27 protein-coding genes are annotated in these 25,341 nt (G+C 71.6%); 13 read left to right on the forward strand and 14 right to left on the reverse strand.

Annotated elements, in window-relative coordinates; genetic code table 11:
* Positions 1–37: 37 nt before the first annotated feature.
* The 3 genes from EXE52_RS13450 to EXE52_RS13460 are packed head-to-tail and all read right to left on the reverse strand — an operon-like array spanning position 38 to position 3,815.
* Complete coding sequence (locus EXE52_RS13450) at positions 38–811, reverse strand: metallophosphoesterase (protein WP_089307927.1); 774 nt, start codon at positions 809–811, stop codon at positions 38–40.
* Positions 811–2,544, reverse strand: coding sequence for a hypothetical protein (locus EXE52_RS13455; RefSeq protein ID WP_049931321.1), 1,734 nt, complete (start codon positions 2,542–2,544; stop codon positions 811–813). Before EXE52_RS13455 ends, EXE52_RS13450 begins: the two co-directional genes overlap by 1 nt.
* Positions 2,541–3,815, reverse strand: a complete 1,275-nt coding sequence (locus EXE52_RS13460; RefSeq protein ID WP_049931322.1) for a Single-stranded DNA binding protein — start codon at positions 3,813–3,815, stop codon at positions 2,541–2,543. The genes EXE52_RS13455 and EXE52_RS13460 overlap by 4 nt, the downstream gene beginning before the upstream one ends.
* A 125-nt stretch (positions 3,816–3,940) precedes the next feature.
* Between EXE52_RS13460 and EXE52_RS13465 the strand changes: the two genes are divergently transcribed.
* Entirely contained in the window at positions 3,941–4,258 is a 318-nt protein-coding gene (locus EXE52_RS13465) for a hypothetical protein (protein WP_049931323.1), read from the forward strand.
* A gap of 34 nt (positions 4,259–4,292) precedes the next feature.
* Here EXE52_RS13465 and EXE52_RS13470 read toward each other — a convergent pair whose 3' ends face one another.
* A complete protein-coding gene (locus tag EXE52_RS13470) occupies positions 4,293–5,321 on the reverse strand; it encodes a glycosyltransferase family 4 protein (RefSeq protein ID WP_049931347.1) in 1,029 nt (342 codons plus the stop codon).
* Positions 5,322–5,443: 122 nt separating this feature from the next.
* A complete protein-coding gene (locus tag EXE52_RS13475; protein WP_049931324.1) occupies positions 5,444–5,722 on the reverse strand; it encodes a DNA-directed RNA polymerase subunit L in 279 nt (92 codons plus the stop codon).
* Between the two features lie 113 nt (positions 5,723–5,835).
* Here EXE52_RS13475 and EXE52_RS13480 point away from each other — a divergent pair, with 113 nt between their 5' ends.
* The gene (locus EXE52_RS13480; protein WP_089307928.1) at positions 5,836–6,405 is read left to right on the forward strand and encodes an N-acetyltransferase; all 570 of its coding nucleotides are present in this window, start codon (positions 5,836–5,838) and stop codon (positions 6,403–6,405) included.
* Entirely contained in the window at positions 6,402–6,914 is a 513-nt protein-coding gene (locus tag EXE52_RS13485; RefSeq protein ID WP_089307929.1) for a GNAT family N-acetyltransferase, read from the forward strand. Before EXE52_RS13480 ends, EXE52_RS13485 begins: the two co-directional genes overlap by 4 nt.
* A gap of 72 nt (positions 6,915–6,986) precedes the next feature.
* Here the strand turns inward: EXE52_RS13485 and EXE52_RS13490 are convergent, their stop codons facing one another.
* From EXE52_RS13490 to EXE52_RS13505, 4 genes are read right to left on the reverse strand one after another with little or no spacing between them, the layout of a single operon-like run.
* Positions 6,987–7,634 carry a 30S ribosomal protein S3ae gene (locus EXE52_RS13490; RefSeq protein WP_049931327.1) on the reverse strand — a complete coding sequence of 216 codons (648 nt, stop codon included), beginning with the start codon at positions 7,632–7,634 and terminating at the stop codon, positions 6,987–6,989.
* Positions 7,631–7,975 carry a KEOPS complex subunit Pcc1 gene (locus tag EXE52_RS13495; RefSeq protein ID WP_089307930.1) on the reverse strand — a complete coding sequence of 115 codons (345 nt, stop codon included), beginning with the start codon at positions 7,973–7,975 and terminating at the stop codon, positions 7,631–7,633. Before EXE52_RS13495 ends, EXE52_RS13490 begins: the two co-directional genes overlap by 4 nt.
* A gap of 1 nt (position 7,976) precedes the next feature.
* On the reverse strand, positions 7,977–9,191 hold the full coding sequence (locus EXE52_RS13500) for an exonuclease RecJ (protein ID WP_089307931.1): 1,215 nt from the start codon (positions 9,189–9,191) through the stop codon (positions 7,977–7,979).
* A 50-nt stretch (positions 9,192–9,241) separates the two neighbouring features.
* On the reverse strand, positions 9,242–9,709 hold the full coding sequence (locus EXE52_RS13505) for a 30S ribosomal protein S15 (RefSeq protein ID WP_049931330.1): 468 nt from the start codon (positions 9,707–9,709) through the stop codon (positions 9,242–9,244).
* 355 nt (positions 9,710–10,064) lie between these two features.
* Between EXE52_RS13505 and EXE52_RS13510 the strand changes: the two genes are divergently transcribed.
* The 4 genes from EXE52_RS13510 to EXE52_RS13525 all read left to right on the forward strand — a co-directional run bounded on the left by EXE52_RS13510 (position 10,065) and on the right by EXE52_RS13525 (position 14,208).
* Positions 10,065–11,630: a Na+/H+ antiporter NhaC family protein gene (locus tag EXE52_RS13510; protein ID WP_086216343.1), complete on the forward strand. Its 1,566-nt coding sequence runs from the start codon at positions 10,065–10,067 to the stop codon at positions 11,628–11,630.
* Positions 11,627–11,896: a hypothetical protein gene (locus EXE52_RS13515; RefSeq protein WP_049931332.1), complete on the forward strand. Its 270-nt coding sequence runs from the start codon at positions 11,627–11,629 to the stop codon at positions 11,894–11,896. The genes EXE52_RS13510 and EXE52_RS13515 overlap by 4 nt, the downstream gene beginning before the upstream one ends.
* Before the next feature lie 372 nt (positions 11,897–12,268).
* Positions 12,269–12,952, forward strand: a complete 684-nt coding sequence (locus EXE52_RS13520; RefSeq protein WP_049931333.1) for a PHP domain-containing protein — start codon at positions 12,269–12,271, stop codon at positions 12,950–12,952.
* Positions 12,953–12,957: 5 nt separating this feature from the next.
* Positions 12,958–14,208, forward strand: coding sequence for an asparagine synthase-related protein (locus tag EXE52_RS13525; RefSeq protein ID WP_089308096.1), 1,251 nt, complete (start codon positions 12,958–12,960; stop codon positions 14,206–14,208).
* 259 nt (positions 14,209–14,467) lie between these two features.
* Here EXE52_RS13525 and EXE52_RS13530 read toward each other — a convergent pair whose 3' ends face one another.
* A complete protein-coding gene (locus EXE52_RS13530; RefSeq protein ID WP_049931334.1) occupies positions 14,468–15,148 on the reverse strand; it encodes a uracil-DNA glycosylase family protein in 681 nt (226 codons plus the stop codon).
* Between the two features lie 297 nt (positions 15,149–15,445).
* On the opposite strand from EXE52_RS13530, the gene EXE52_RS18550 reads away from it, so the two are divergent.
* Complete coding sequence (locus tag EXE52_RS18550; RefSeq protein WP_167373065.1) at positions 15,446–15,613, forward strand: hypothetical protein; 168 nt, start codon at positions 15,446–15,448, stop codon at positions 15,611–15,613.
* Positions 15,614–15,870: 257 nt separating this feature from the next.
* On the forward strand, positions 15,871–16,602 hold the full coding sequence (gene psmB / locus EXE52_RS13535; protein ID WP_049931335.1) for an archaeal proteasome endopeptidase complex subunit beta: 732 nt from the start codon (positions 15,871–15,873) through the stop codon (positions 16,600–16,602).
* A 77-nt stretch (positions 16,603–16,679) separates the two neighbouring features.
* Here the strand turns inward: psmB and EXE52_RS13540 are convergent, their stop codons facing one another.
* The 3 genes from EXE52_RS13540 to EXE52_RS13550 form a co-directional block, all read right to left on the reverse strand.
* Positions 16,680–17,420 (reverse strand): protein sorting system archaetidylserine synthase, encoded by a 741-nt coding sequence (locus tag EXE52_RS13540; RefSeq protein WP_049931336.1) that lies wholly within the window; start codon positions 17,418–17,420, stop codon positions 16,680–16,682.
* Positions 17,421–17,561: 141 nt separating this feature from the next.
* Positions 17,562–18,614, reverse strand: a complete 1,053-nt coding sequence (locus tag EXE52_RS13545) for a Brp/Blh family beta-carotene 15,15'-dioxygenase (protein WP_049931337.1) — start codon at positions 18,612–18,614, stop codon at positions 17,562–17,564.
* A gap of 129 nt (positions 18,615–18,743) precedes the next feature.
* Positions 18,744–19,118: a SlyX family protein gene (locus tag EXE52_RS13550; protein ID WP_049931338.1), complete on the reverse strand. Its 375-nt coding sequence runs from the start codon at positions 19,116–19,118 to the stop codon at positions 18,744–18,746.
* 178 nt (positions 19,119–19,296) lie between these two features.
* Between EXE52_RS13550 and EXE52_RS13555 the strand changes: the two genes are divergently transcribed.
* On the forward strand, positions 19,297–20,079 hold the full coding sequence (locus EXE52_RS13555) for a bacteriorhodopsin (RefSeq protein WP_080508572.1): 783 nt from the start codon (positions 19,297–19,299) through the stop codon (positions 20,077–20,079).
* A gap of 65 nt (positions 20,080–20,144) precedes the next feature.
* Positions 20,145–20,369 carry a hypothetical protein gene (locus tag EXE52_RS13560; RefSeq protein WP_049931340.1) on the forward strand — a complete coding sequence of 75 codons (225 nt, stop codon included), beginning with the start codon at positions 20,145–20,147 and terminating at the stop codon, positions 20,367–20,369.
* An 87-nt stretch (positions 20,370–20,456) separates the two neighbouring features.
* Here EXE52_RS13560 and EXE52_RS13565 read toward each other — a convergent pair whose 3' ends face one another.
* Positions 20,457–22,520, reverse strand: coding sequence for an AAA family ATPase (locus EXE52_RS13565; RefSeq protein ID WP_089307932.1), 2,064 nt, complete (start codon positions 22,518–22,520; stop codon positions 20,457–20,459).
* Positions 22,521–22,742: 222 nt separating this feature from the next.
* Here EXE52_RS13565 and EXE52_RS13570 point away from each other — a divergent pair, with 222 nt between their 5' ends.
* Together EXE52_RS13570 and EXE52_RS13575 are read left to right on the forward strand one after the other, a co-directional pair.
* The gene (locus tag EXE52_RS13570; RefSeq protein WP_089307933.1) at positions 22,743–24,743 is read left to right on the forward strand and encodes a bacterio-opsin activator domain-containing protein; all 2,001 of its coding nucleotides are present in this window, start codon (positions 22,743–22,745) and stop codon (positions 24,741–24,743) included.
* A 34-nt stretch (positions 24,744–24,777) separates the two neighbouring features.
* Complete coding sequence (locus EXE52_RS13575; RefSeq protein ID WP_086216350.1) at positions 24,778–25,269, forward strand: SRPBCC family protein; 492 nt, start codon at positions 24,778–24,780, stop codon at positions 25,267–25,269.
* Positions 25,270–25,341: the final 72 nt, after the last annotated feature.

Raw genomic sequence — 25,341 nt, forward strand, 5'->3', positions numbered from 1 at the left:
GGGGCGGAACGGTCGCTCCGCGATCGGTCCGCGGCGTTCAGATGTCCCGGTAGTCCCCGAGCCGCGCCCCGTCGAGCAGGTAGGCGTCCGCGGCGGGGAGCGCCGCGGGGAGGTACGGCGCGAGGAACGACTGGCCCTCGACGTTGACCCACGTCCCGCCGGAGCGCTCGTTGAACGCGGGGAAGACGACGAGCTCCGGCGGATCGGCCGGCGGGCCGGGAGCATCACCAGACTCGGTGAACGCCGCGGGGTCGAGGGTCCCACGGAGCCACGCGCGCTCGACGCGCGACCCGCCGACCGAGTCCTCCAGTCGGACCTGCGGGTGCTCGTGGCCGGTACAGATCACGTCGGCGTCGCGGAGCGCGGGGTCGGGCCACGTGTGGCCGTGACAGACCGCGACACCGGAGGCCGACCCGCGACCGAGCCGCCCGCCCTCGGGGCCGATCACGTCGAGGTCGGCCGCGAACGCCTCCGCGACGCCCGCGTCGTGGTTCCCCTCGACGAGCGTCATCGGGACGCGGTCGGTGACGGCGCGGATCAGGGCCTCCAGCTCCTCCCGTTCGTCGCCGTCGGGTGCGCCGATCCGGTGCGCGAGGTCGCCGAGGACGACGAGCCGGTCGGCGTCGGTCTCGGCGACGAGGTCGCAGAGCCGCTCGCGGCGCTCGTCGGCCCGGGAGTCGAGTTCGACGCCGCGCTCGTAGCGCAGTCCGACCTCGATGCCCGCGTGGACGTCGGCGACGAGCAGCGCGCGCTCCGCGCCGAGGTCGGCCACCGCCGCCGGCTCGCCGACGACCGGCTCGACCCGCGCCATCAGATCGGCTTGAGCAGCCCGTCGCCCGGCTCGTAACACTGCCCGCTCATCAGCGCGTCCTGAATCGCGTCCTCGACCGCGCCCGGTTCGACCCCGTGGTCGTCCGCGACGCGCTCGACGACCGCCTCGCGGGGCGCCCCGTCGCCGTCGTCGAGGTCGTCCATCGCCGCGACCGCCGCGGCTTCGAGGTCGATGTCGTCAGCTGCGTCTCCGTCGGTCTCGGCCTCATCTCCGTCGTCCGTCGCGGCGGCGGTGTCGGGCTCCGGGATCTCTGCGGCGGCCGAATCGTCCGCGGCCGCCGCGGAGTCGTCGTCGGGCTCTTCGACGATCTCTTCGGGGTCGGGCACGTCGATGTCGGCCTCGCCCGGCTCGTCGACCTCGGTCCCGGTCGCGAAGTCGGTGCCGAACTCGGACTCGATCTCCTCGCGCTCCTCGTCGTCGAGCTGGTACATGTCGTCCCCGTCGGCGTCCGGATCGGGGGAGGGGCTCGCGCCCTCGTCGCCCCCGGCGCCGAGGTCTCCGATGTCGTCATCGCCGCCCGCGTCGAGGTCTCCGATGTCGTCATCGCCGCCCGCGTCGAAGTCACCGATGTCGTCTCCGTCGTCACCGGCGTCGAAGTCGCCGAGGCCGCCGTCGTCGGCCGCGGCACCTTCGTCGGTCGTGACGCTATCGTCGGTCGGGGTACTCTCGTCCGTCGGCTCGGTGGAGTCGCCCGCATCGCCGAGCGATCCGGAGTCGGCGGTCGCGGTCGCCTCCGGTTCGGCCGTCTCGCTTTCCGAGGATTCCGCGGATCCGGCGCCCTCCATCTCGGCCGCGTCGTCGAGCAGCGACTCGGCCTCGGCGGTCGATCCGGCGGCGGCGGTCGACGAGTCGGTATCCGCGGTCGACGTGGTAGCCTCGGCGGTCGGTTCGGCCTCGCTCTCACCGGTGGCGGGTTCCGGGTCGGAGCCGACGTCCGCGGCCGCGGTCGCGTCGGCCTCGGGCGTCGCCGCCGGCTCCGCGATCGTCACGTCGGTGTCGGGGAGCGGACCGATCGCGGTCGCGTCCCCCTCGTCGGGGGCGACGTCGATCGACCGGACCTCGTCGCGGTCGCCCGCGATCAGCTCGAGCGCGTCGACCGCGAGCCGGCGGACCGCCTCTGCGTACGCCGCGGTCGTGCCGTAGTGGTCGAGCGCCTTCGGGATCCCGGCGGCGAGCGGAGCCGGGGCGCCGCCCGCCTCCAGCGCCGCGCGGAGCTCGTCGCCGCGCAGGTCGGAATCGAGGGCCTGCTCGAACGCGGCGAGGCGGTCGAGCGTCGCCTCGGCGGCGGAGACCACCCAGCGGTCGCGGGTGTCGGCGTCGACCTCGTTGAGGCTCTCCGGGCGGACGGAGGTGAAGACGCGGTCGGAGTCCTCGGGCTCGAAGGTGCGCGCCTTGCCGGTGAGCGCGACGAACGCCGGCGGGTCGGCGCGCTCCAAGAAGGTCTGCGCCTCCGGCTGGTACTGCCCGGCGTAGGTGACGAACGCGCCCGACGGGTCGACGACGCGACCGCGCCGCGTCTCGTCGTTCACGCGCTCGACCTCGGTGAGCACGCCGGCGGTGAACAGGCGGTTCACCCGCGCGCCGGTCGGGGTGACGACGTAGTTGGGGGCGCGCTCCTCGTCGCTCTCGGAGTACGACAGCGAGGCGTCGTCGAACTCGGCGGCGAACACCCGGTAGGCGACCTCACGCGTGCCCGGCCCGTCGTCGCTCATTCGCCCACCTCCGCGAGCGCGGCGCGGGCGTGGGCGGCCGGGTCGTCAGCGGCGAGCTCGAACTCGGCCGCGTCGAGGGTCGCGCCGTAGTCGTCGACCGAGAGGTTCCCGCGGACGCGGTAGGCGCGCCCGACGAGCGAGTCGGCGATGTCGTCCGCGACGACCTCCTTGTCCATCGCGTCCTTCGCGGCGGCGAGGGCGTCGTCGAGCCCGCCGCCGTACACCTCGGCGGTGAGCTCGTCGTCCAGGACGACGGTCACGGTGTCGGTGCCGTCGTCGAGGATGGCCTTCACCCGTAGGTCGTCCTCGCCGTCCACGTCCCCGTGGCTCCGGCACTGGCCGTTCTGGACGACGCGGCCGCACTCGGGGCAGCGCTCGATGAGCCCGGAGCCGTCGCGGACCTCCAGCACGTTCCCGACGACCTCGACGTCGAACATTCCGCCGGAGCCGACGGCGTCCGCGACAGACAGCCGCGGGGCGTCCTCCGCGACCTCGACGGGGTCGGGGAGCGGCGTCACCGTCGAGAACTCGGTGAGGTTGATCGAGGGGACGCCGCGGAACTCCCGGACGTACACGTCCTCTATCCGGAGGTCGGCGCCGACCTCGATCTCGGAGCGCGGCTGCCAGTCGGTGAAGGGGAGCTTCGCCGTCTCGTCGCCGACGACCCCTTCGAGGATCTCGGTCTCGCCGTCGCGCCCGGAGATGGTCTTCTCGTCGACCTCCAGCACGCGGACCTCCACGTTGCGGCCGCGGTCGCCGGCCGCGATGTCGACGAGGCTGCGGTCGCCGCCCACCTCGCGGTCGACCGAGACCTCCTCGTCGGCGATGGCGACCGTCGTCGAGTCGTTGAGGTTCAGCTCCGGCGCCCCCTCCCACTCGCGGACGCCGGCGTTGCCGATCGTCAGCGAGTCGCCCGGCTCGAAGCCGAAGTCCTGCCACGCGGTGTAGGAGATGACGCCGGTCTCGTCGGCGATTTCGCCCTCCCGGATCGTGAGGTCGTCCCCCTGATACCGGATCGTGCGCGTCCCCTGCGTCAACACGCGAACCGTCACCGTCACGCCGTCGTGGTCGGTGGTGATCTCGCCCACGTCGACGGCGTCGGGCGTCGGCGTCGAGCCGCCGCCCCCGCCGCCGTGCTTCCGGCGGACGCTCTGTTTCGCCTCGTCGATGGGGACGCTGTACTCCAGTAAGTTCTGTAGGTCGGCTTTGACCTCCTCTTTGTCGACGCCGAGGTCGGAGGCGAGCTCCTCGGCATGGCTGTTGACGTCCATCGAAGCGAGGTTCGGCGCGGCCGCACAAAAGGATTCACCACCGGTGAGCGTCGGCGACGGACCGGCCCGCGGCGCCGTCGGGGACGGCCGGTAGGGCTAAACCGTCCCCGGTCGCAACGTGGGGCATGGACGAAATCGACATCGACGCGCGCGTCACCGACGACCGCACGGTGATCGACGTGGCCGGCACGCGAGACGTCGCGGTCGTCGTGCGGTCGGAGGGCGGCGAGCGGATCTACCTTCCCCCCGAGGGGTTCGACGACCCGGTCGGGGGGTCGCCGTACACCTCGCCGTATCAGGGCGCCGGGGCGGGCGGGGACGAGAGCCCGTACGGCGGGGCGACCGGCAGCACGCGCGGGGTCATGGAGACCGCGGACGGCTTCCGGGTCACGCACCCGGAACCGGTGACCGAGTTCGACGTGTTCCGGGGCGACGAGGACTGAGCGGGGCGTCTCGGGGAGAAGGGGTTCGAACGGATTACGCGACGTCTTCGTACACGGCGAGCGTGTCCTCCGCCACGTCCAGCCACTCGCGGCGCCCGTACTCCGGCGGCTCCTCGCGGTCGAGCGCCTCGATGAGCCCGTCGACGATCGACTCCGAGTCCGTCTCGACCTCGACGAGGCAGCCGTCGGGGAGCACCTCCGCGACGCCGGACGGCGTCGCGACGACCTGCGTGCCCGCCTCCAGCGCCTCCGTGATCGTGATCCCGAACGGCTCGGCATACGAGGGCGAGACGAACGCGTCCGAGGCGGCGTAGTAGTCGCCGAGCTCTGCCTCGGGGACGTAGCCGACAAACTCGACCCGGTCCTCGATGCCGAGCAGCTCGGCGAACCGCTTCAGCTGCTCGGTCTGGTGGCCCGACCCGCCGACGACGAGCGTCACGTCGCGGCCGCGGAGCTTCTTGGTCGCGTACAGGAGGTGCGAGATCCCCTTCTGGTCGGTGTGGCGGCCGACGAAGAACAGCATCTCGCCGTCGATACCGAGGTCCTCGCGGACGTCCTTCCCAGAGAACTGCGGCGTCGAGAAGCCGTTGTACACGACCCGCGAGTCCGCGTCGTACAGCTCTCGGATGTCCTCGCGGACGATCTCGCTGACCGCGATGTTGGTGTCTGCGGCGTTCGCGAGCCGGCGCTCCGTCTCGACCTCGCGGCTCGGCGGGTCGATGTTGCGGTCGCTCGCCAGCGAGTGGAACGAGGAGACCCACGTCGCGTCGGACTCGCGGGCGGCGGCGCGACCGGGCCCGTACCCGAACCAGTCGTGGGTGTGGATCACGTCGTAGTCGGGCGCGAGTTCGGCGAGGCGGTCGGAGAGCTCCCCGACGCGCGCCGCGACGTCGCCCTCGCCGGTCTCGACGGGTTCGAGTCCCGGCTCGTCGTCGGGCGCGAACTCCGCCGGCAACACCAGCGCGGCGTCGACACCGAGTTCGTCGCGGAGCCCGGTGAACAGTTCTCCCACGTGGACGTCGAGCCCGCCGGTGATGTTCGGCGGGTACCCCCACCCCAGCATGAGTACGCTCGGCGGCATACACCCCCGTTTCGGGAGTCGGCACTTAGGTATGCCCCTCGCAGCGCGCAGGGGACCGGAAAACAGAGAGCGGAAAGAGGTCCGTCCGCGGTCAGACCGCGCGGTCAGGCCGCGCGAACCGCGTCGCGCAGGGCGTCCGTGCGCTCGGTGATCGACTCGGCGGCGTCCCCGAGCACGTCGAGCGGGTCGCCCTCCTCGGCCTTGACGGTGAGGACGGGTTCGGTCTGGCCCCCGGACTGCTCGGGATTCATGTCGTAGGTCGCGGCCGCGACGTCGTCCGACTCCAGCAGGGCGCCCTTCAGCACGTTCATGAACGTGTGATCCTCGCCCGCGATCTCGATGTGGAGTTCCGTGTCGGTCTTCTCGATGACCCGCAGTTCCATACCCGAGAGGTCGAGCGAGCGGCGTTTCAAGCTTTCGTCTCCCGGATATCGCCGGATGCGGACGGGTCGCACGCGGCCGGAAAACACTTCTCTCGCCGACCGAGTTACCGGGTATGTCCGGCGATCGACCCGCGATCCGACGGCTGCCGTCCGACGAGGAGGCCCTCCGCCGCTACGCGGCCGACCTGTGGCTCCCGTACAACCGCGACCTCGCCGACGCCGTCGGGGCCCACGACCTCGCGGACTGGCCCGAGGAGCGCTTCGTCGAGCGACACGTGGAGTTCGCCCGGAACCAGCTGGACGATTCGGGAAGCCGCAGCTGGGTCGCCGCGACCGCCGCCGACGGGGCGGCCGACGCCGCGGTCGACCCCGCGACCGCCGACGTGACCGATCCCGACCTGGACCTCGTCGGCCTGCTGATGACGAGCGTCGACGCGTGTCCCGACCCGTTCGATCGCCCGGACCGGCTGGTGATCGGCGAGATATACGTCGCGGCGCCGTACCGCGGCACCGGCCTCGCGGACCGGTTCGTCGAGCGCGCGGTCGCCGACGCCCGCGACCACGGCTGCGGGCAGCTCCGGCTCGACGTGGACGTCGACAACGAGCGAGCCGTGGCGTTCTACGAGCGGACCGGGTTCGAGGAGTACCGCAAACAGATGACGATGGCGGTCGATCCGGAGTGACCCCGACGATCAGGCGGCTCCGGCGGGGCGACGTGCGACCGCTGGTCGAGGACCTGTGGCTACCGTTCGCGCGCGAGATGGCGCGGCTCGCCGATCGGAACGCACTCGCGGACGACGTCGACCTCGTCGCCGCGGGCGTCGAACACCGACGGGACAAGCTCGACGACGACGAGGCGGTGACGTGGGTCGCCGTCGCGGACGGCGAAACGGGCGATGACACCCGCCTCGTCGGCTACGCCGCCGCGAGCCCCGAGTCGTCCGCACCCGTGTTTGCCGCGGGCGACCGACTCCACGTGAGCGGGCTGTACGTCCGGCCGCCGCGCCGCGGCGAGGGTATCGGGCGGCGGCTGCTCGACCGCGCCCGGGGGGCCGCCGCCGACCGCGGCTGCGAGCGCGTCACGCTCGACGTCGACGTCGAGAACGAGTCCGCTCGCGGCTTCTACGGGGAGTGTGGCTTCGAGTCGGCGCGAATCCGGATGGCCGCCGACACGGCGTCGGACGCGGACTGACCCGCTCGGTGACGGCGCGGCCGCTCGGGAAGAGATAAACGCAAAACGGGGTCGCGTCGGGTGGACGAGCCGTTACTCGTCGGCGTCGACCGCGACTTCGTCGGCGTCGACGTCGACGGCGGCCTCCTCCTCGGCGGCGACCTCGCGCGGGCGCGCTTCGAGGGTGAGCTTCTGGACCTCGACGCGGCGAAGCGGGTAGATCTCCTTGGCGTCGCCGTAGATGGCCGACGAGAGGTTCCCGTCGACGATCGCGTCGACGAACGCCTCGAAGGTGCGCTCCTCGGCGGCCGCGTGGACCTTGTCGATCATGACGCGGCGGATCGCCTTCTCCTGAGACCGGTCGGCCTTCTTGGTCGTCAGGGCGACGGGCTGGACGCGGATGCGGTAGTCGTCCGTGGTCAGCACCGTGATCGACGCCTCGACCTTCGAGGCGCCGCGGCGGACGAGCGAGCGCAGGTAGTCGCGCGTCAGCTCGTACTTGATGAACTCGGTGTACGCCGAGTCGCTGCCCACGTCGGTGATCTTGAAGGTCAGCTTCGTGTTGTTCGCGTTGGAGTCGCCCGTCAGCTCGTCGAGCGTCGTCGTGATCGTGCGGCCGACGACCTGCTGGGGCTCCTCGGCGAGGGTCTCGCCGAGCTCCTGTCGGTCGAACTGTTCGGGCGCCAGCACGGAGTACCAGCGCTTCTGTTCTCTGCTCTTGGATACGGATCGTTCGCTCATGTGTCGGTGTGTGTGTCGGTGTCGGTCGTCTGTGGTTCGTCTGTGGAGTCGAGGGTGTCGGCGGAGTCGGCGTCTGCGGCGATATGCGACCGAGCGCGCTCGACCACGCGGTCGGCGACGCGCAGGTTCACGAGGTGGTCGTCCAGCGTCGACTGGAGCCCGCCGGTGGTCGGTCGCGCGACGGTGCAGGCGACGGCGTCGCCGTCGACGCGCGTGCGTATCGAGTCGGTCTCGTCCGGCCCGACCGCGGCCGCGACGGTCGCGGCGTCGGCGTGCGTGGTCCGGACCGTCGCGGTCCGGTCGGCGTCGTCGCCGGCCGTTCGGGGGGCGTCGTCGGACATCTCAGATCGCCTCCCGGAGCGCGGCCAGCGCCCCCGTGATGTCTGCGTCGCCGGGTCCGGCGGTCTCGACGGCGATCCCGCCGCGAGCGGGGGTCCCCCAACCGTCGCCGCCGACCTCGTCGGCGGCGGTCCGGCAGGCGTCGCCGAGCCCGATGGGCTCGACGGCAGCGGCCGCGAGCCGGCCCGCGCCCTCGTCGAGCGCGACTGCGACGGGTTCTGGTGACCGGAAGTCCCGGACGAGTCGGGCGACCGTCGGCAGGACCGCCGGCGCCGCGTCGACGCGGGCGACGACGCAGCCGTCGTACCGGCCGACCGTCGCGTCGTCGAGCGCCCGGTGCGCCGCCAGTCCGTGGCGGTGCCAGGCGTCGAGCGCGGCCGTCCGAAGCGACGGAGCCGGGTCGCTCGCGAGCGCGAGCGCGACCCCCGTCCCGGGCGCCTCTCGGGCGAGCGCGTCGAGCACGTCGGCGTAGCCGCCGACCGTCTCGAAGGGACCGTCCGTCGCGTACGGACGGAGCGCGCGCTCGACCGCAGCGGCCGCGCGCTCGCTCGTATCGTCGCCGTCGACCGCGTCGACCGCGACCAGCGACGCGAAGCGCCGGCGGTCGTCGGCGTCGGGGTCGGCGGACAGTCCCAAGGGATCGAGCGCGTCGCGCGCCCCATCGGGGTCGCCGGAGTACCGCGTCGACGCGAGCGTCGAGGCCGCGAGGGCCTCGGCCCGCGAGGGGGCCGCGTCCGCGCCGTCGGTCTCGTGAGCGGCGCGCTCGCCGCCTGAAACCGGGAGCGCGACGCCGGGCCGCCGCTCGACGCGGCCGGCCCGCTCCGCGGCGTCGAGCGCGTCGCCGGAGCCGTCGGCGCCGGGGATCGACCCGGCCGCGACGACGCCGGCGAGCGCGACCACGGGGTCGGGTTCGACGCCGAGGGCGCGGGCGACCGCGAAGGCGGCCGTGCTCGCCGGTCGTCCCGTTCCGGGGATCGCGTGCGGGCCGCGGTCGACGCCGACCGTTACCGCGACGCCGTCGTCGACGTCCGCCGGCACCGGGTCGCGGTCGACCCGAGCCTGGAACGGCGTGCCCGTCGCTCGGAGCGCTCGCGCGAGCAGCCCGGCGGCTGCCAGCGCGTCGCCGTCGTCGGTCGCGACGAGCCGGACGAACGGCGCGTCTGCGAGGACGCCGGCGAGCGCGTCGGGGGCGGGCGTGGCGGACGTCGCTTCGGTCATGTGTGGTGTGTCGGTCGGGATCGGTCGCTCGGTGTCGCCGTGCTAGCCGCTCACTCCTCTAAGAGCTCGACGGCGTTCTCGTAGGTGTACGTGAACTCCTCGTCGATCTCGTCGCCGCGGTAGTAGTTCGCGAGGCGGCGGATCTTCGACTCCGTGTTCTGGAGCGCGCGCTTGTTCTGGTGGTCCTGCCCGTTCTCCGCCATGTGCTCGCGCAGGCGAACCGCCTGCGACATGAGGTTGCGGAGGTCTTCCGGGATGTCGGCGTCGGCGTCGTGTTCCTCGAGGATCTCAGTGACCTTCTTGCCGGTCGCCAGCTTCACGTCGGGGACCGGGACGCCCTTGACGCCCTCGTCGCGCAGCTTGAGGCCGATGACGCTGGGGTCGTGGCCCTGCTCCGCCAGTTCGACGACGCGGGACTCGATGTCCTCGGCGTCGACGTCGCTCCACTCCGGGGTCTCGTCCGTCGCCGGTTTGTCCGAACCGGACGAACCGCGACGGCGCGTGTGCATTCGTGCCATTGTCTGTCTGGTTGGAACGGCACAACCGCAACGTGACCGCGACTCCGCGCGGCGCGGCTACGGATCGCTCGCGGAGCGAGCGCTCCGACCGGACGGTCCGCGCGAGCGGGCCGCCCGACCGCGACGCCGGAGGCGTCGGCGCACTGCTACATTCCCAAGCCGCGGGCGAAAGGGCCCCGGCGAGTCGGATCTGCAGCTGTGCTGTTCCCGTCAAGACGGTCGCCGTCGGGGGTCTTAAGCGTGTTCTTGTCCCCGCGTGAGGCGATTCCGTCGGGCGAACGCTCCCGGTCCGTCTGACGGAGCGCACACGGGGATTTACGTGAGCCGTCGGTCTCCGAAGGCGTGTGAGAGATAAATGACCGACACGACAGCGGGGACCCCGGCCGCGACCGACGGCGGTGACCCCCCAGACGGCAGCGACTTCGGCGTCGGCGAGGAAGGGAGCGACGACCCGCGGATCGAGTTCCGCGGGGGAAAGTGGGCGAGCACCCTCCCGCTCGTCTTCTTCATCGCCTGGGCGATCTTCCAGAGCGGCGTCCTCGGGATCGGTGACACCAACGGGCTCGTCGTGGGCGCGTTGGTCGGAACGACGCTCGGGATGTTCCTCGTCCGCGGCGACTGGAAGGCGTACGCCGACACGATCTTCGAAGGGATGACCCAGCGCGTGGCCGCGACCGCGATCGTCGCGTGGCTCTGGGCCGGGATGTTCGCCCAGACGCTTCAGGCCGGCGGCTTCGTCGAGGGGCTCATCTTCGCGGCCGACGCTCTGAACGTCGGCGCGTCGACGTTCCCCGCGGCCGCGTTCATCCTCTGCGGCCTCCTCGCGACCGGGATCGGCACCGGATACGGGGCGACCGTCGCGTTCGTGACGCTGTTCTTCCCGGCCGGCGTGCTCATCGGCGCGAACCCCGTGCTGCTGTTCGCCGCGATCCTGTCGGGCGCCGTCTTCGGCGACAACCTCGCGCCCGTCAGCGACACGACGATCGTGAGCGCCGTGACTCAGGACGCGGACATCGGCGGGGTCGTCGCCTCGCGGTTCAAGTACGCTATCGCGGCGGCGGTCCCGGCGTTCGCCGCGTACCTGATCGCCGGCTCGGCCATGGCCGGCGTGAGCCTCGAGGGCGCCGTCGCGCTCCGCGAGTCCGCGAACGCCCTCGGACTAGTCCACCTGCTCTCGATGGGAGTCGTCATCGTCACCGCGGTCGCGGGCCGTCACATCGTCGAGGCGATCTCGTGGGGGCTGGTCGTGGCGGTTGCGTCCAACCTCCTGTTCGGGCTGTCGAGCGCGAGCGACATCGTCGCCTTCACCGTGACGGAGGCCGGGGCGCTCTCCGGGCTCCCGGTCGTCGAGGTCGGCGAGACCGCGGGCGTCGGCGGGAGCCTCTACACGGGCGCGGTCGGGTTCTTCCCGCTGATCGTCCTCACCCTTCTCATCGTCGCGATGGCGCAGATCATGATCCGCGGCGGCGGCTTCGAGGCGATCCAGACGTTCCTCCTCGACCGCGTCGCGACGACCGTCCGCCGGGCGGAGCTGACGATGGTCCTCGGCACCGCGACGATCAACGGGATGATCACGATAAACACCGCGGCGGAGATCGCGATCGCCCCGTACGTCGCCCGGATCGGCGAGAAGTTCAACATCAACGGCTACCGGCGCGCGAACATCTTGGACGCCAACACCTCCGCGCTCGGCTACATCTTCCCGTGGGCGGGCGGCGTGTTGGTCGGGTACCAGGTGATGGTCGGGCCGGACGGCCTCGGGTCCCAGTACGGCCCCGAGATGGTCGTGAACCCCATCGAGGTCGTCCCGTACGTCTTCCACGGCTGGTTCCTCGTGGCGATATTCATCATCGCCGCGATCACCGGCTTCGGGCGGGAGTACATCCCCGACCGCGCCTCCGAGGAGGTGTCCCGCGCATGAGCGTCTTCGACAAGTTCCTCGCCGGGTGGTCGTTCCGGGGATCGACGCCGGACTACGCGGCCGGGGACGCGATCGAAGTGATGGTGACGGGCGAGTCCGACGGCGGCGTACACGTCGCGCGCATCGGCGACTCGACGCTCCGGATCGAGGGCGCGCCCGGGGACGCGGTCGACACTCGGGTCGTCGTCGACGTGGAGTCGTGGGACGAGTCGAGCCACACCGGGCGCGCGACCTATCGGAAGACCGTAGGCGGGAGCGCGTTTTAGCTAGCACTCGGTGGTTGCGGGTTCTTTTCATCGGTTCCACCGTCCGTACATAAACAACCGAGGGCGGACCGGTGGCGAACGCCGGCAAAGCCCCGCTGCGAGGACTCGCGCACAGCACCTCACGCCTCCCCAGCCCCGTCGCTCACTGCCCGCGGTTTCACCGCTCGCAACGGGGGTGCTCGCCTCGCTCGCACATCGCACCGTTCGCGACTCCCTCGCGCGTGCGACTCGCGCCCTCCGGCCGCTCGTCCGCACGCGCCACCGCAGTTGCTTTTAGATAACAGATCGTCGAAGTGGGGTTCGATCGCCGCGAAGCGGCGTGAACCGGCGCGGACCGGGGCGCTTTTCATCACCACGCTCGAACCGTCGGGCGTGCTATCGGTCGAGCTCCACGCGCACTCCGCGCTGTCGTACGACGGGCGCGACCCGGTCGACCTCCTCTTGGAGCAGGCGGCCGCGGTCGGGCTCGACGCGCTCGCCGTCACCGACCACGACGAGATCGACGCCAGCATCGAGGCGGCCGAGAAGGCCCCCGACTACGGGCTCGTCGGCATCGTCGGCATGGAGGTGACCTGCGCGGTCGGCCACGTGCTCGCGTTCGGCATCGACGAGCGCGTCGAGAGCGGCCTCCCCTTCGACGAGACGCTCGACCGGATCCGCGACCAGGGCGGGATCGCGGTCGTCCCCCACCCCTTCCAGAAGTCCCGCCACGGCGTCGCCGCGCACGTCAGCGACGAGCGGCTCGCGAGCGCGGACGCGATCGAGGTGTACAACTCGCGGCTGTTCACCGGGCGCTCGAACCGACAGGCCGAGAAGTTCGCCGTCCGCAACGGGCTCCCGATGACCGCCGGCAGCGACGCCCACATCTCCGAGATGGTCGGGCAGGCGGTGACGGAGGTCGGCGCCGACGAGCGCTCCGCGGACGCGATCCTCGACGGGATCGCCGACGGGCGGACGAGCGTCGTCGGCAAGCGCACCCCGTGGCGGGTCTCGCTCCGGCAGTTCGGCGGGGGCGCCAAGCGCCGCGCGCTCCGCGCGCTCGACGCCCTCCGGTGACCGCGATGACGGCCCCTTCCTCGTCCGACCTCCGCGGCGCCCCCGCGGACCGCGTCCGTGCCGCGCTCCGCGACGGCGACCCGCTCCCCGGCGGGTGCGGCTTCGCCGGGCTGCTGGCCGAGCCGCCGAGTTTGGACCCGCGGGACCGCGACGGGCCGAACCGCGACGGCCCGGTGCTCGTCCGCGATGTCCTCGGCCGACAACCGCTGTTCGTCGAGCGCGAGGCGCTCGATCCGGGGACCGCCCGCATTCCCGCGGCGACCGACGCGTGGGCCTTCGACCGCGGCGCGCTCGCCGATCCGGAGCCGGTGCCCGCGGGGAGCGTGGTCTCGGCCGGCGGTACCGAACGCGTCTGGCGGCTTCCCGACCCGGCTCCGACCGCCGATCCGGAGGCCGCGCTGGCGGCGGTCGACGGCGCGGTGAGCGCGGCGCTCGGGGACCTCGCGGCATCAACTCGGTCCGGGGGAGACGACGAGAGCAGTGACGGCAACCTCGCGGTGGCCTTCTCCGGCGGCGTCGACTCCGGCCTCGTCGCCGCGGCCGTCCCGGAGGCCCCCTGCTACGTCGCCGGCTTCGAGGGGAGCCACGACATCGCTGCGGCGCACGAGGCCGCGAGCGCGATGGACCGTGACCTGCGCGTCGTCGAGGTGACGCACGACGACCTCACGCGAGCGGTCCGCGCGGTGGCGGCCGCGACCGGTCGCCGGAACCCGATGGACGCGTCCATCGCGGTGCCGCTGTTCATGACGGCCGAAGCGGCCGCGGCCGACGGGTTCGATCGCCTCGCAGTCGGACAGGGGGCCGACGAGCTGTTCGGCGGGTACAGCAAGGTCGTCGACCCCGCCGAGGACTCCCGGGTCGACGCCGACACCGTCCGCGGCGCCCGGACCGAGACCGTCCGGACGCTGCCCGATCAGCTGGAGCGGGACGTGCTCGCGCTCCGCGCCGCGGGGGTCGAGCCCGCGACGCCGTTGCTCGACGACCGTGTCGTCGGCGCCGCGCTGGCGCTCCCGGACGCCCTGCTCGTCGACGGCGACGAGCGGAAGGTCGCGCTCCGCCGCGTCGCGAGCCGGCGGCTGCCGGAGTCGGTCCACGCCGCGGAGAAGAAGGCGGTCCAGTACGGCACGTACGTCTCCCGCGAGCTCGACCGGCTCGCGCGGCAGGCGGGCTACAAGCGGCGAATGGACGACCACGTCGGGAAGTACGTCGAGGCGCTGTGTAGCGAGGAAAAACCGGCCGGTGAGGGCCGGGACTGACCAAGTCGCCGCGGGGAGTACCAGTCCTGCGGCCGACGCCCGATCGGTCGGGCGTCTACTCACGGATCGGCGGGACAGGTATAAAATCCGGATAGTAGTGACAAATATGACACCCTCGCGGCCGCGATAGAAAACGATCGGCCGCAGATGTGAGCGATTACTGCCGGATCGCCGTATCGGTAGCGCGCTTTGCCGGGGAAAGTTCACGTCCATCCGGACGGGGGAGGCCGGGTCGCGGGCTCGGCGAGCGATCGCCGCGTCAGCGGACGAGGTACGGGTCGCTGCCGGCGATGAAGCGACCGAGGTCGCTCTCGCGGCGGAAGTCGGTTGACCGGAGCTCTCGGAGCGAGTCAACGAGCCGATCGGCGTCGCCGTCCGCCCAGTCGGCGGGGTCTTTGATCGGGACGACGAGCCAGCCGGCGCCGAGCAGCTCCTCGCCGTGGAGCCCGTCCATGTCTATCTCGGTCTTCCGAGCCCGGGCGGTGTAGGTTTCGAGGACGTGTTCGGTCGCCCGCGCGCCCACCGGGAGCAGCACGTGCGCGGCGATGGCGCGGAGCTCCGCGTCGAAGAACCGCTCCATGTCGGCGTAGGCGGCCTCGTCGGGCGGCGCCTCGCCCGCGCACATGTGAAGGTACGAGAGGAACGTTCGGCCGGTTCGAACGGGGTCGACCGCCGTCGGGTCGCCGTCGCGCGCGACGCCGTCGGGGGCGACTCCCTCGGCGACACCCGCGATCAGTCCGGCGTCCGAGAGCGCCGACAGGAACGCGGGCGACCACGCCTCGCCGGTGAACGGGACGCCCGCCGCGGTCCCGCCGTGGACGCCCGGGCGGTCGCCGACGACGTGGAAGTCGGCGTTGGCGTCGCCGTAGCCGGGGACGAACGAGGGGCAGTCGGGGCGCATCCCGAAGGGGTTCCGGATCCGGTCCGTGACGTTCTGCACGGGAGAGGGTAGGCGCGCAGGCCGTTAAATCCCGTTCGGTCCGGCGCGAGCGACTCGGGGACGCCCCGCGGCGGCGAGCGAGCCGATGCGAGGCGCACGAGGCGACGAAGATCCGCATAAGTTATGAGAATAAACGAGGTCAAACCGGGCTGGGATACGCGTCGATCGACGCGGAACGAGAGATATTTTAGGATCGTTAATCAATAACCGGAAACCGCAAGACAGCGTCGAGGTGTCCTCGGCGCGGCCCACGGAAGATATTTATATACCCCTCCGTTGGGGTGTGACAGAAGTCCAATGTTCGACCGCATCCGTACCGCGGCCCTCTTCGGGCTGCACCAAGCGTCCGTCGCCGTCGGAATCTCGCTGTTCCCGGTGGCCGTCTTCGCGCGTCAGCACCTCGGCATCAACGTCCCGGTCGGTCGGCTCGTCGAGACGACCACCGAGGCCGTCGACCAGGAGTGATCGCGCGCCGACAGTAGCTCGTTCTCCCCAACCGACCAGACGCCGAGCGACGGAGAGACCCTCCTTCGACCCGCGATCCCGCACAGCTCTCCTCGTGCCCGTCGCAGCCCCGCAGCGCCCGCTCCGAGGTCCGTCGCGATCCAGTGTCCCCCGCCGCGGTCGGCCGGTCGCGGCCCGGCGACGGATAGGCCCGTCGGAACCGGTCGGCGGCCCCCGAAGGGTTGCCTTTATCAGCGCGCCGGGCGAATGTGGGCGTAATGCGAACACCGACTGGCGACCTCTCAGACGGGCCGGCTGCCGACCTCGGCCGCGACCAGCCTGTCTTCGGACCGGAGCTCGGCGAGTTCGAACACAGCGAGCGCCGCGCCGCGAAGGCGGAGGGCGACGGCGAGATGAAGACGGGGACCACTACCGTCGGCATCAAGGCCGACGAGGGCGTCGTGATGGCGACCGACATGCGCGCCTCCCTCGGCGGCATGGTCTCCTCGAAGGACGTCCAGAAGGTCGAGGAGATCCACCCGCGCGGCGCCCTGACCATCGCGGGCTCCGTCTCGGCGGCCCAGAACCTCATCTCGACGCTTCGCGCCGAGACGAGCCTCTACGAGGCCCGCCGCGGTAAGGACATGTCCATGGAAGCGCTGTCGACCCTGACGGGGAACCTCCTCCGCTCCGGGGCGTTCTTCGTCGTCCAGCCGATCCTGGGCGGCGTCGACGACGAGGGCGCGCACATCTACTCCATCGACGCCCTCGGCGGCACGACCGAGGAGGAGTACACCGTCACCGGCTCCGGGTCGCAGTACGCGCTCGGTGTCTTAGAGCAGGAGTACGACGACGAGGTCAGCATCGACGAGGCGAAGACCATCGCCGCGAAGGCGATCCAGTCCGCCGTCGAGCGCGACCTCGCCTCGGGCAACGGGATCAACGTCGCCGTCGTCACCGAGGACGGCGTCGACATCACCCGGTACAAGGAGTTCGACGACCTGCTGTAGTCGGCGTCAACGGGACGCCGCTTCGGTATTTCTTCGCGAGTCCCGACCCGCCAGCGGAGGCGCTCGCGGCCGCTCGGTCACCGCCGGAGCTCCGGCGGCGCCTGAATCCCGTCACCCCAGTAGAACCGCGGGCCGAGGACGAGGTAGCCGCTGGCGAGGAACAGTAGCGCGAACGCGAACCCCTCGCCGATCCACGCCGGGAGCGCGCTCGTCGCCATGTGACCGGCGGGGGTGAGGATCACGGCCGCCTGAACGACCCCCATCACGAGCGCGTCCTGCGCGTGGAGGTCCGGGTAGGTGACCGTCGACCCCATGAGCAGCGCGAACGCCGTCGTGGCCGCGACGAGCGGGACCGGGGCGGTGTAGCCCGCGATGACGGCGGCGGCGAGCACCGTCGCGGCCAGCGTCGTCGGAACGCCCACCGTCTCGCGGGCGCCGTCCTCGTCGGCCGTGTAGAGGCCGAGGCGGGCGACCGCGGCGGCGACGAACAGCGCGCCCGCGCCGACGACGGCGGCGACGAGCGCGGGGTCCGTCGCGAGCGAGCGCCCGTCGCGGACGACGGCGGCGACGAGCGCGGCGGGCGCAACGCCGAAGGAGGCGACGTCGGCCAGCGAGTCGAGGTACGGGCCGGCGGGAGTCGACCCGCGGTGGCGGGCGACGACCCCGTCGAGCCCGTCCGCGACGGCGGCGAGGAGGACGAGCCTGGCCGCGAGCGCGACGTCGACCGTCGCGGCGACGACGGCGAGGAACCCGACGGCGGCGTTGGCCACGGTCACCGCGTCCGCGAGCCCGAGCCGCCGAGCGAACCGCAGAGGCATACCGTATCGGTCGCCGAGCCGGGTTTTAGGGTTTGTTATCTCGTCGACCGCGCGGCGGCGGCCCGGTCGCGAGAGTCCGGGACTGCCGAGGTGTGTGTCGACCGAAACGGAGGGCGCGGCCGCGAGGCCAAGACGCCTCGGTCAGGGGACGTACCAGATGCCGCGGCCGAAGTCGAGCCATTCGCCGACCACGACGTGCGGCATCGCGATGACGCAGACGAAGATGGTGTAGAAGGCGACCGCGCCGGAGAGCAGCGAGCCGCCGGCCAGCGGGTTCGGCGCGACGGTCCACAGGGCGGTCGCGACGCTCGCCGTGACCAGCGCCCCGACGACGAGGACGCCCCACGCGACGACGAGCGAGACGCCTTCCGTCCGGTCGGGCTGCTCCTGTTCGACGACCATGCTCCGCGCCGACTGCCGAAGCGAGTACCACAGCGGGAAGTAGAGCCCGATGGCGACGACCACGGGCACGAGCGCGAAGTACGCGACGAGCAGCAGCGTCTCCGCGGCGTCGAGGAGCCACGACCGGCTGACGCCGCCGGTCGAGCGCAGGCTAGTCGCGAGGCCGCCGCCGAGGTGCGTCATCACGCCAAGCCCGAAGACCGCGCCGAGCGCCGTGGTGAACGTCTCCGGGTTCGAGGCGGCCGGGCCGGCCAACCGACCGTCGAAGACGCCCAACATGATGCCGGTGAAGCTGTAGTAGGTCTCGGTCCAGAAGACGGCGGGGACGATCATCACGGCGCCGCCGCGGATCAGCGCGGCGAGCGCTCGCTGGGGCTTGGTGGGGAGGTGGTCGGTTCCGATCAGCGCGTCCATCACGCGGAGGTCGCCGTGCCCGCCCTTCGCGACCGCCGTCCCGAACGCGAGCGCGAGCGCGGGCAACGGCGCGACGACGAACAGGGCCACGAACGACGCGACGAAGCCGAGGTAGAGCGCCACGTACCGCGCGCCGAACGGGAGCCCCCGCCGGCGGAGATTCGAGAAGTGTTCGTACCCCCCGTGCGGGAGGTTCAACGCGACCATCCCGACGAGGTACGCGATCATCTGAGTCCGGAGCGACACGTCGGTGCCGACCGCGGACAGGGCGCCGAATCCGACCGCGAGGAGGAGCAGCGCCACGCGCGAGGCACCGATGGCCGTCCGTTCCGGTTCACCGAGGAGTCGCCGCACCGGGCTCGCCGTCGTCGTCGACATGGACGTACGTACGGCCGTTACCGGGTTAGGGCCTCGTCGCCATTATTCGGTGTTTTATATTCGGGTCGTCCCCGCGACCGTCTCCGCGAGCGTTTCGCCGCTCCGAAGGGGGCGGTTCGGGCGGCGGCGTCAGTACGTGTGAATCACTTCGCCGCAACGCGTGCACTCGATCGTGTCCGATCTGAACAGCCGCTCCTTCTTCTCCGTGGGGCCGTTACACTCGGGGCAGACGCCGATGTTCCGTCCGTCCGCCACGCGCGCGGACAGATCGAGGAACTGCCCTTCGAGCCGTTCGATCTGTTCGGACTGTTCTTCGACGACCGATTGGAGTTCCTCGATCGTCTCCTCGCGCTCCTCGACCGCGGTGGACAGCTCCTCGATGCGCTGCTCGTAGGCGTCTATCGCCTCGACGTCGATGGTGACGTCGTCGGTCTCCTCCGCTTCCTGTTCCGCAGTGCTTTCGCTACGCTGTTCGGCTTCCGCCTCGGCGTCGTCGTCTGCCATACGAGACTGGTAGAGCCCCAGGGTCATTACTTTCAGGCCGACAACGTCACCCCGACCCGCAGCCCGTCAGGGTCGACCGGCGCCGGACCCCGCGCCAGAAGGGGGCGTCGTCACGGGGCGATACCTGACTAGGTTGGCATCGATCTGAATAGAATATACACAGTATAACGAAGTGGGTATGGACCCGATAGCGCTAACCGCAGCCGTTGGAGCTGATCTGCTCGGGGACGGTCGCCCCGAGACGCTCTGGTTGGGCATAGGCACGCTACTGATGCTCATCGGGACCTTCTACTTCATCGTTAAAGGATGGGGGGTCACTGACAAGGAGGCCCGTGAGTACTACTCGATCACGATCCTCGTGCCGGGGATCGCGTCGGCAGCGTACCTGTCGATGTTCTTCGGCATCGGCCTGACGGAAGTTCAGGTCGGCAGCGAAATGCTGGACATCTACTACGCGCGGTACGCGGACTGGCTGTTCACCACGCCGCTGCTGCTGCTCGACCTCGCGCTGCTGGCGAAGGTCGACCGCGTGAGCATCGGCACGCTCGTCGGCGTCGACGCGCTGATGATCGTCACCGGACTCGTCGGCGCGCTCTCGCACACGCCGCTCGCGCGGTACACGTGGTGGCTGTTCAGCACGATCTGCATGATCGTCGTGCTGTACTTCCTCGCCACGAGCCTGCGCGCCGCTGCGAAGGAGCGCGGTCCCGAGGTCGCGAGCACGTTCAACACCCTTACGGCGTTGGTGTTGGTGCTCTGGACGGCCTACCCGATCCTGTGGATCATCGGTACCGAGGGTGCCGGCGTCGTCGGCCTCGGCATCGAGACCCTCCTGTTCATGGTGCTCGACGTGACCGCCAAGGTCGGGTTCGGCTTCATCCTGCTCCGCAGCCGCGCGATCCTCGGCGACACCGAGGCACCGGAGCCCTCCGCGGGCGCCGAGGCCTCCGCCGCGGACTGATCGGCTAGCGGACCCGACGCGGCAGAACAACACGGTTCAACCGTTTCCAGCGTTCATTTTTCGACATGACTGACACTACCACCGAACAGCCGCCAGTGCTGCGTACACGGTCCGTCGTCGGACTCGCCGCCTGCGTCGTGACCGCGCTCGTCGGGATATTCCTGATCCCGACGCTACAGGAGCCGGGAGGCGGGTTCAACGCCCGGTTCTGGACGATGGCGGCCTTGGAGCTGGTCGCCATGATCGGCGTCGTCTACTTCGTCCTCAACCTCCACGAGGAGTCGGACTGAGGCGGGCGAGAAGCGCGGCTCGCGTCGCACCGCCGATCGCGGCGGTGCCGTCGTTCTCCGCACGAGCCGCGCCCGTTCCCTGACCGTTCACTTCTCAGGCAGCCCGGCGTCGGCCCTCCCGTCCCGGGTCGAGGGCGATGTCTCGGCGAGCGCGCGCTCGAAGTGGTCACGCCCGACGGTCGGGTCGACCGGTCCGTCGTCGACGATCGCGTCCTCGATCGCGAGCAGCCCGGCCTCCCGGACCAGCGCCGCGATGTCGCCGCCGCTGTAGCCGCCGGTGCGGTCGGCGAGGGCGTCGAGGTCGACGCCGGCCGCCGTCGGCATCTCGCGGGCGTGGATCTCCAGGATCTCCCTGCGCGCGTCTCGATCGGGGAGCGGCGTCTCGACCGCCTTCTCGATCCGGCCCGGCCGGAGCAGCGCCTCGTCGATGGCGTCCGGGCGGTTCGTCGCCGCGATCACCGCGACGTCGGTCAGCGGCTCCAGCCCGTCGAGTTCGGTCAGCAGCTGCGACACGACGCGCTCGCCGGCGCCGGTGTCGTCGCCGCGGCGCCGGGGCGAGATCGCGTCGACCTCGTCGAAGAAGATCACCGCCGGGGAGTTCTCGCGGGCGGTCGCGAACAGGTCGCGGACCGCCTTCTCCGACTCGCCGACGTACTTGTCGAGCAGTTCGGGCCCGTTCACCGGGATGAAGTTCGCGTCGCTGAGACTCGCCGCCGCGCGCGCGAGCAGCGTCTTCCCGGTTCCGGGGGGGCCGTACAGCAGCACGCCGGACGGGGGGTCGATCCCGAGTTCCGCGAAGCGGTCGGCGTACTCGAAGGGCCAGTACACCGCGCGCACCAGCTCCCGCTTCGCCTCGTCGAGCCCGCCGACCTCGTCCCAGCCGACCGCGGGGAACTCGACGGTGACCTCTCGCAGCCCGGTGGCCTCGACGTCGTCGAGCGCGGCGTCGAAGTCGGCCATCCGGATCGCGGTCCGGCCGTCGCGGCGGACCGCGCGCTCCAGCGCCGCGTCCGCGAGGACCGCCAGATCGGCGAACACGTACCCGTTGAGCCGCGCCGCGACCGCCTCGAAGTCGACATCCATCGCGAGCGACGCGCCCTCGCAGAGCGCTTCGAGCGCGTCGGCGCGCTCGGCCGCCGTCAGCGGCTCGACCTCCAGTTCGCGGTCGAACCGCCCGCCGCGGCGCAGCGCCGACGGCACGCCGCTGGGGTCCGTGGTCGCGCCGATCACGACCGTCCGGTCCCCCGCGCGGAGCTCGTCGACCGTCGACCGGAGGCGGTCGGCCAGCGCGGAGTCGGCGCCGTCGTCGGCCCCGAGCGCTTCGAGGTCGTCGAGGAGGACCACCGTCGGTTCCCCCGCGGGAACCGCCTCGACGAGCCGGTCGAGGCGGTCCGTGCGGTCGCTCGTCCGCTCGCCTCGGAGCCGGGCCGCCGAGGCGCGGACGAGCGTCGCGTCGGTCGCGGCCGCGACGGCCTCGACGAGCGTCGTCTTCCCCGACCCGCGCGGCCCGTGGAGGAGCAGCCCGAGCGTCGGAGAGCCGGCGGACTCGAAGGTCTCCGCCGCGTCGAACCGCGTGGAGACGGCGTCCAGGAGGCGGTCGAACGTCGCCGTCGGAACGACGCCGGCGCCGGGGCCACCGGTTCCCGGGGACTCGGCGACGACGTCCGGGCCGTCGTCGGCCGCGACGGCGATCTCGGTGTCGTCGCCGACGACCGCCGGCGACGAGGGGGTCACGTCCCGCACGTCGAACCGGAGCGTGAGCGCGCCGCCGAGGCGCGTCACCTCGACCTCGTCGCCGACGGCCACGGCCCGCCGATCGAGCCGGCGGCGGATGGCGTCCTCGCTCCGCTCGAGGTCGACGGACTGCCGGTGCCGGAGCGTGATCGACGACGCGACCGGGAGCGACGACGCCGCGACGGTCGCGTTGTCACCCGGATCGAGTCCGGCGCTCCGGCGGAGCCGCTCGGGGAGGAAGACGGCACGCGTCTGGGCGTCGACCGCGACGACCGGGGCGACGACGCGGTGCGACCCCTCGACGGCGATCGAACCGCCGGGGGCGACGCCGAGGTCGGCGAGGACGGCTTCGGGGAGGCCGACGCGGTCTTCGGGAACCGACGCGGGCGGCTCGCGGACCGGAACGCGCACGCTCATCGTGTCCGGGCTCGCTCGCGGGACGGTCCGGCGGCGACTATCGTCGACAGCATACGTCGATCGTTACGCCTACCGACCACAAAGTAATCACCCCCTAACTGGACAGCCGACTGGAGCCCGGGCGGTCGGTCCACGCCGTCCAAGTCGTCCGACCCGCGGGGGGAGACCCGGACCGCCGGAAGGCAGGCAAGCATTAACCCGTGTCGGTGCGAAGGGCGGAGCATGGCGAACGCTCGGGCGCTCCTCGTCCACCCGGAGGAGGGGAGCGATCGGATTGAGACGGCGCTCGGCGCCGCGGGGTTCGAAGTGACGCGCACTGACACGGCCTCGTCCGCGGTCGCGAAGGCGACGACCGGGGAGTACGACTGCGTCGTCAGCGAGTACGCCCTCGCCGGCGACGACGGGGTTGCGCTCGCGACCGCGATCGAGGAGTCCGACGCGGGCGTCCCGGTCGTGATGTTTACCGAGACGGACGAGGAGGGCGTCCCCGAGGCCGCCTTCGAGAACGGCGTCGACAGGTTCCTCCAGAAGAACGGGTCGGCGTCGATCGAACGGCTCGTCTCCGACGTCTCGACGGTCTGCTCGGGGGTGCCGACCTCGGAGCCGCGACAGGACGTGTCCGACCACGAGCCGTCCGCGGGAGAGGTGACGCGGGCCGTCGAGGACGCGCCGATCGGGATCAGCATGAGCGATCCGGACCTCCCGGACTACCCGCTCGTGTACGTCAACAACGCGTGGGAGGAGCACACCGGCTACCCGGTCGAGGAGGCGCTCGGCCGTAACCCGCGGTTCCTCCAGGGACCGGGGACGGACCCGGAGACCGTCGACGAGATCGGGGAAGCGATCGCGAACGAGGAGGAGGCGACCGTCGAGATCCGGAACTACCGGCGCGACGGGACCCCGTTCTGGAACGAGCTGACGGTCGCGCCAATCTACGACGAGGAGGGCGAGCTGGCCCATTACGTCGGGTTCCAGAACGACATCAGCGAGCGGAAGGCGGCGGAGCGGCTCGCCGAGGAGCGCGCCGAGAAGCTCGCGACGGAGCGGCGCTCGCTGGACAGGGTGTTGGGCCGCGTGAACGGGCTGTTCAGCGATATCAGTCGCATCCTCGTCGAGAACCGCGACTCGGGCGTCATCTCGGAGCGCGTGTGCGAGGTCGTCGCCGGCGAACCGGGGTACGCCGGCGGGTGGATCGGCGAGGTGTCGTCCGCGACCGGTCGGCTCGAGATACGCGCCGCGAGCGGCGTGGCGGTCGAGTCGGGCGCGACGTTCGACATCGAGGAGACGCCGGCGGAGGTACGGGAGACGGTCGAGACGGGGGAGCCGCACAGCGGCTCGATAGAGCACGTCGCCGACGGCCCGCTCGAACCGAAGACCGCCGGCGGGCGGCGCCTCCTCGTCGTGCCGCTGACGTACGGAGAGCGGCAGTACGGCCTGTTGGCTATCTACGGCAGCGGCGCGGACGTGCTCGACCGCCGCGAGCGGCGGGTGTGCGAGTCCGTCGGGAAGATGATCGCGAACGGGCTCCACTCCATCGAGACCACGGAGATACTCACGACCGACCGCGTGGTGGAGCTCGTGGTCGGGATCCGCGACTCGACGGCGTCGCTCGCGCGGATCGCAGACGCGGTCGGCGGGGAAGTTGAACACCTCGGGACGACGCGACTCGACGACGACGCCTGCGAACTGTACTTCCGCGCCGACGGCGAGGGCGTCGACCTCGACGAGCTCGCCTCCCTCCCGCTGGTCGAATCGATGCGGACCGTCTCGGAGACGAACGACGGCGTCAGCTTCGCCGTCACCGTCACCGAGTCGCCGCCGCTCACCCAGCTGGCCGATCACGGCGGCGTCGTCGCCGAGGCGACCGCCACGCCGGAGGGAGCGACGCTGACGATAGAGGCGCCGCCCGAGCGCGACGTCCGGTCGATCCTCGACGTGTTCCGCGACGAGTACGAGGGCGTCGAGCTCCGCTCGCGCGTCGAGCGCGAGAGCCGCGACCGGACCGTCGCTGAGTTCGCGGCCGCGGTCGACGAGCGGCTCACCGACCGGCAGCGGGCGGCGCTGAAGACCGCCGAGCTGAACGGCTACTTCGAGTGGCCGCGGCCGGTCGACGGGTCGGAGATCGCGGAGCGGATGGGGATCACCCGACAGACGTTCCACCAGCACCTCCGCGCGGCCGAGCGGAAGCTGGTCGAGGCGTACGTCGATCCCCGGTCAAACTGATGGCCCAGGGGTCTGTGAGCGGGGGTGCCGCCGCATGAGCGACGAGCAGTCGAGCCCGAGCGACGACGGGCCGGACGCGGGCGACGATCCGTTCGCCGCGAGCGACGCGATCGTCGTCGCGGCCGACCCCGAGTCCGTGTTCGCGTTCCTCGACGATCCGGCGAACCACGCGGCGGTCACGCCCGGGCTCACGGACGTTCGGGACGTCGAACCGCTGGCGAACGGCGGGAAGCGCCTCTCGTACACCTACCGGATGGCGGGAGTCGGCATCGACGGCGAGATAGTCCAGACCCTCCACGAGCCGTCCGAGCGCCACGTCTTCGAACTCCGGGGGCGGCTCACCGGCACCATCGACCTCCGGACCGAGCCCGTCGACCGGGGGACGGAGCTGACGTACGCCGCGACGTACGGCCTGCCGGAGAACGCGCTCACGAGGCTCGGCGCACCCGTTGTCCGTCGGTTCAACGAGCGGCAACTCCGGGCGGCGCTGGAGAACGTCGCGGCCGAGTTCGACGGGAACGAGTGACGCTTCGGGAGCGGGCAGCGCGCGGCCGCGGCGCCGCGACCCGGGGACTGCGGGACGGTACGGCGTCGACAG

The organism is Halorubrum sp. CGM4_25_10-8A (assembly GCF_005435025.1).
In the GTDB taxonomy this organism is placed as follows: Archaea; Halobacteriota; Halobacteria; order Halobacteriales; family Haloferacaceae; genus Halorubrum; species Halorubrum ezzemoulense.

Coding starts and splice junctions, on each gene's coding strand:
- EXE52_RS13565 (WP_089307932.1), bottom strand. CDS start 22,520: ATGAGCGTGCGCGTTCCGGTCCGCGAGCCGCCCGCGTCGGTTCCCGAA.
- EXE52_RS13495 (WP_089307930.1), bottom strand. CDS start 7,975: ATGTCCGACGACGCCCCCCGAACGGCCGGCGACGACGCCGACCGGACC.
- EXE52_RS13550 (WP_049931338.1), bottom strand. CDS start 19,118: ATGGCAGACGACGACGCCGAGGCGGAAGCCGAACAGCGTAGCGAAAGC.
- EXE52_RS13475 (WP_049931324.1), bottom strand. CDS start 5,722: ATGGAACTGCGGGTCATCGAGAAGACCGACACGGAACTCCACATCGAG.
- EXE52_RS13470 (WP_049931347.1), bottom strand. CDS start 5,321: ATGCTGGGGTGGGGGTACCCGCCGAACATCACCGGCGGGCTCGACGTC.
- EXE52_RS13540 (WP_049931336.1), bottom strand. CDS start 17,420: ATGCCTCTGCGGTTCGCTCGGCGGCTCGGGCTCGCGGACGCGGTGACC.
- EXE52_RS13455 (WP_049931321.1), bottom strand. CDS start 2,544: ATGAGCGACGACGGGCCGGGCACGCGTGAGGTCGCCTACCGGGTGTTC.
- EXE52_RS13450 (WP_089307927.1), bottom strand. CDS start 811: ATGGCGCGGGTCGAGCCGGTCGTCGGCGAGCCGGCGGCGGTGGCCGAC.
- EXE52_RS13505 (WP_049931330.1), bottom strand. CDS start 9,709: ATGGCACGAATGCACACGCGCCGTCGCGGTTCGTCCGGTTCGGACAAA.
- EXE52_RS13545 (WP_049931337.1), bottom strand. CDS start 18,614: ATGTCGACGACGACGGCGAGCCCGGTGCGGCGACTCCTCGGTGAACCG.
- psmB (WP_049931335.1), top strand. CDS start 15,871: ATGCGAACACCGACTGGCGACCTCTCAGACGGGCCGGCTGCCGACCTC.
- EXE52_RS13500 (WP_089307931.1), bottom strand. CDS start 9,191: ATGACCGAAGCGACGTCCGCCACGCCCGCCCCCGACGCGCTCGCCGGC.
- EXE52_RS13560 (WP_049931340.1), top strand. CDS start 20,145: ATGACTGACACTACCACCGAACAGCCGCCAGTGCTGCGTACACGGTCC.
- EXE52_RS13525 (WP_089308096.1), top strand. CDS start 12,958: ATGACGGCCCCTTCCTCGTCCGACCTCCGCGGCGCCCCCGCGGACCGC.
- EXE52_RS13515 (WP_049931332.1), top strand. CDS start 11,627: ATGAGCGTCTTCGACAAGTTCCTCGCCGGGTGGTCGTTCCGGGGATCG.
- EXE52_RS13575 (WP_086216350.1), top strand. CDS start 24,778: ATGAGCGACGAGCAGTCGAGCCCGAGCGACGACGGGCCGGACGCGGGC.
- EXE52_RS13510 (WP_086216343.1), top strand. CDS start 10,065: ATGACCGACACGACAGCGGGGACCCCGGCCGCGACCGACGGCGGTGAC.
- EXE52_RS13460 (WP_049931322.1), bottom strand. CDS start 3,815: ATGGACGTCAACAGCCATGCCGAGGAGCTCGCCTCCGACCTCGGCGTC.
- EXE52_RS13570 (WP_089307933.1), top strand. CDS start 22,743: ATGGCGAACGCTCGGGCGCTCCTCGTCCACCCGGAGGAGGGGAGCGAT.
- EXE52_RS13555 (WP_080508572.1), top strand. CDS start 19,297: ATGGACCCGATAGCGCTAACCGCAGCCGTTGGAGCTGATCTGCTCGGG.
- EXE52_RS18550 (WP_167373065.1), top strand. CDS start 15,446: ATGTTCGACCGCATCCGTACCGCGGCCCTCTTCGGGCTGCACCAAGCG.
- EXE52_RS13465 (WP_049931323.1), top strand. CDS start 3,941: ATGGACGAAATCGACATCGACGCGCGCGTCACCGACGACCGCACGGTG.
- EXE52_RS13490 (WP_049931327.1), bottom strand. CDS start 7,634: ATGAGCGAACGATCCGTATCCAAGAGCAGAGAACAGAAGCGCTGGTAC.
- EXE52_RS13480 (WP_089307928.1), top strand. CDS start 5,836: ATGTCCGGCGATCGACCCGCGATCCGACGGCTGCCGTCCGACGAGGAG.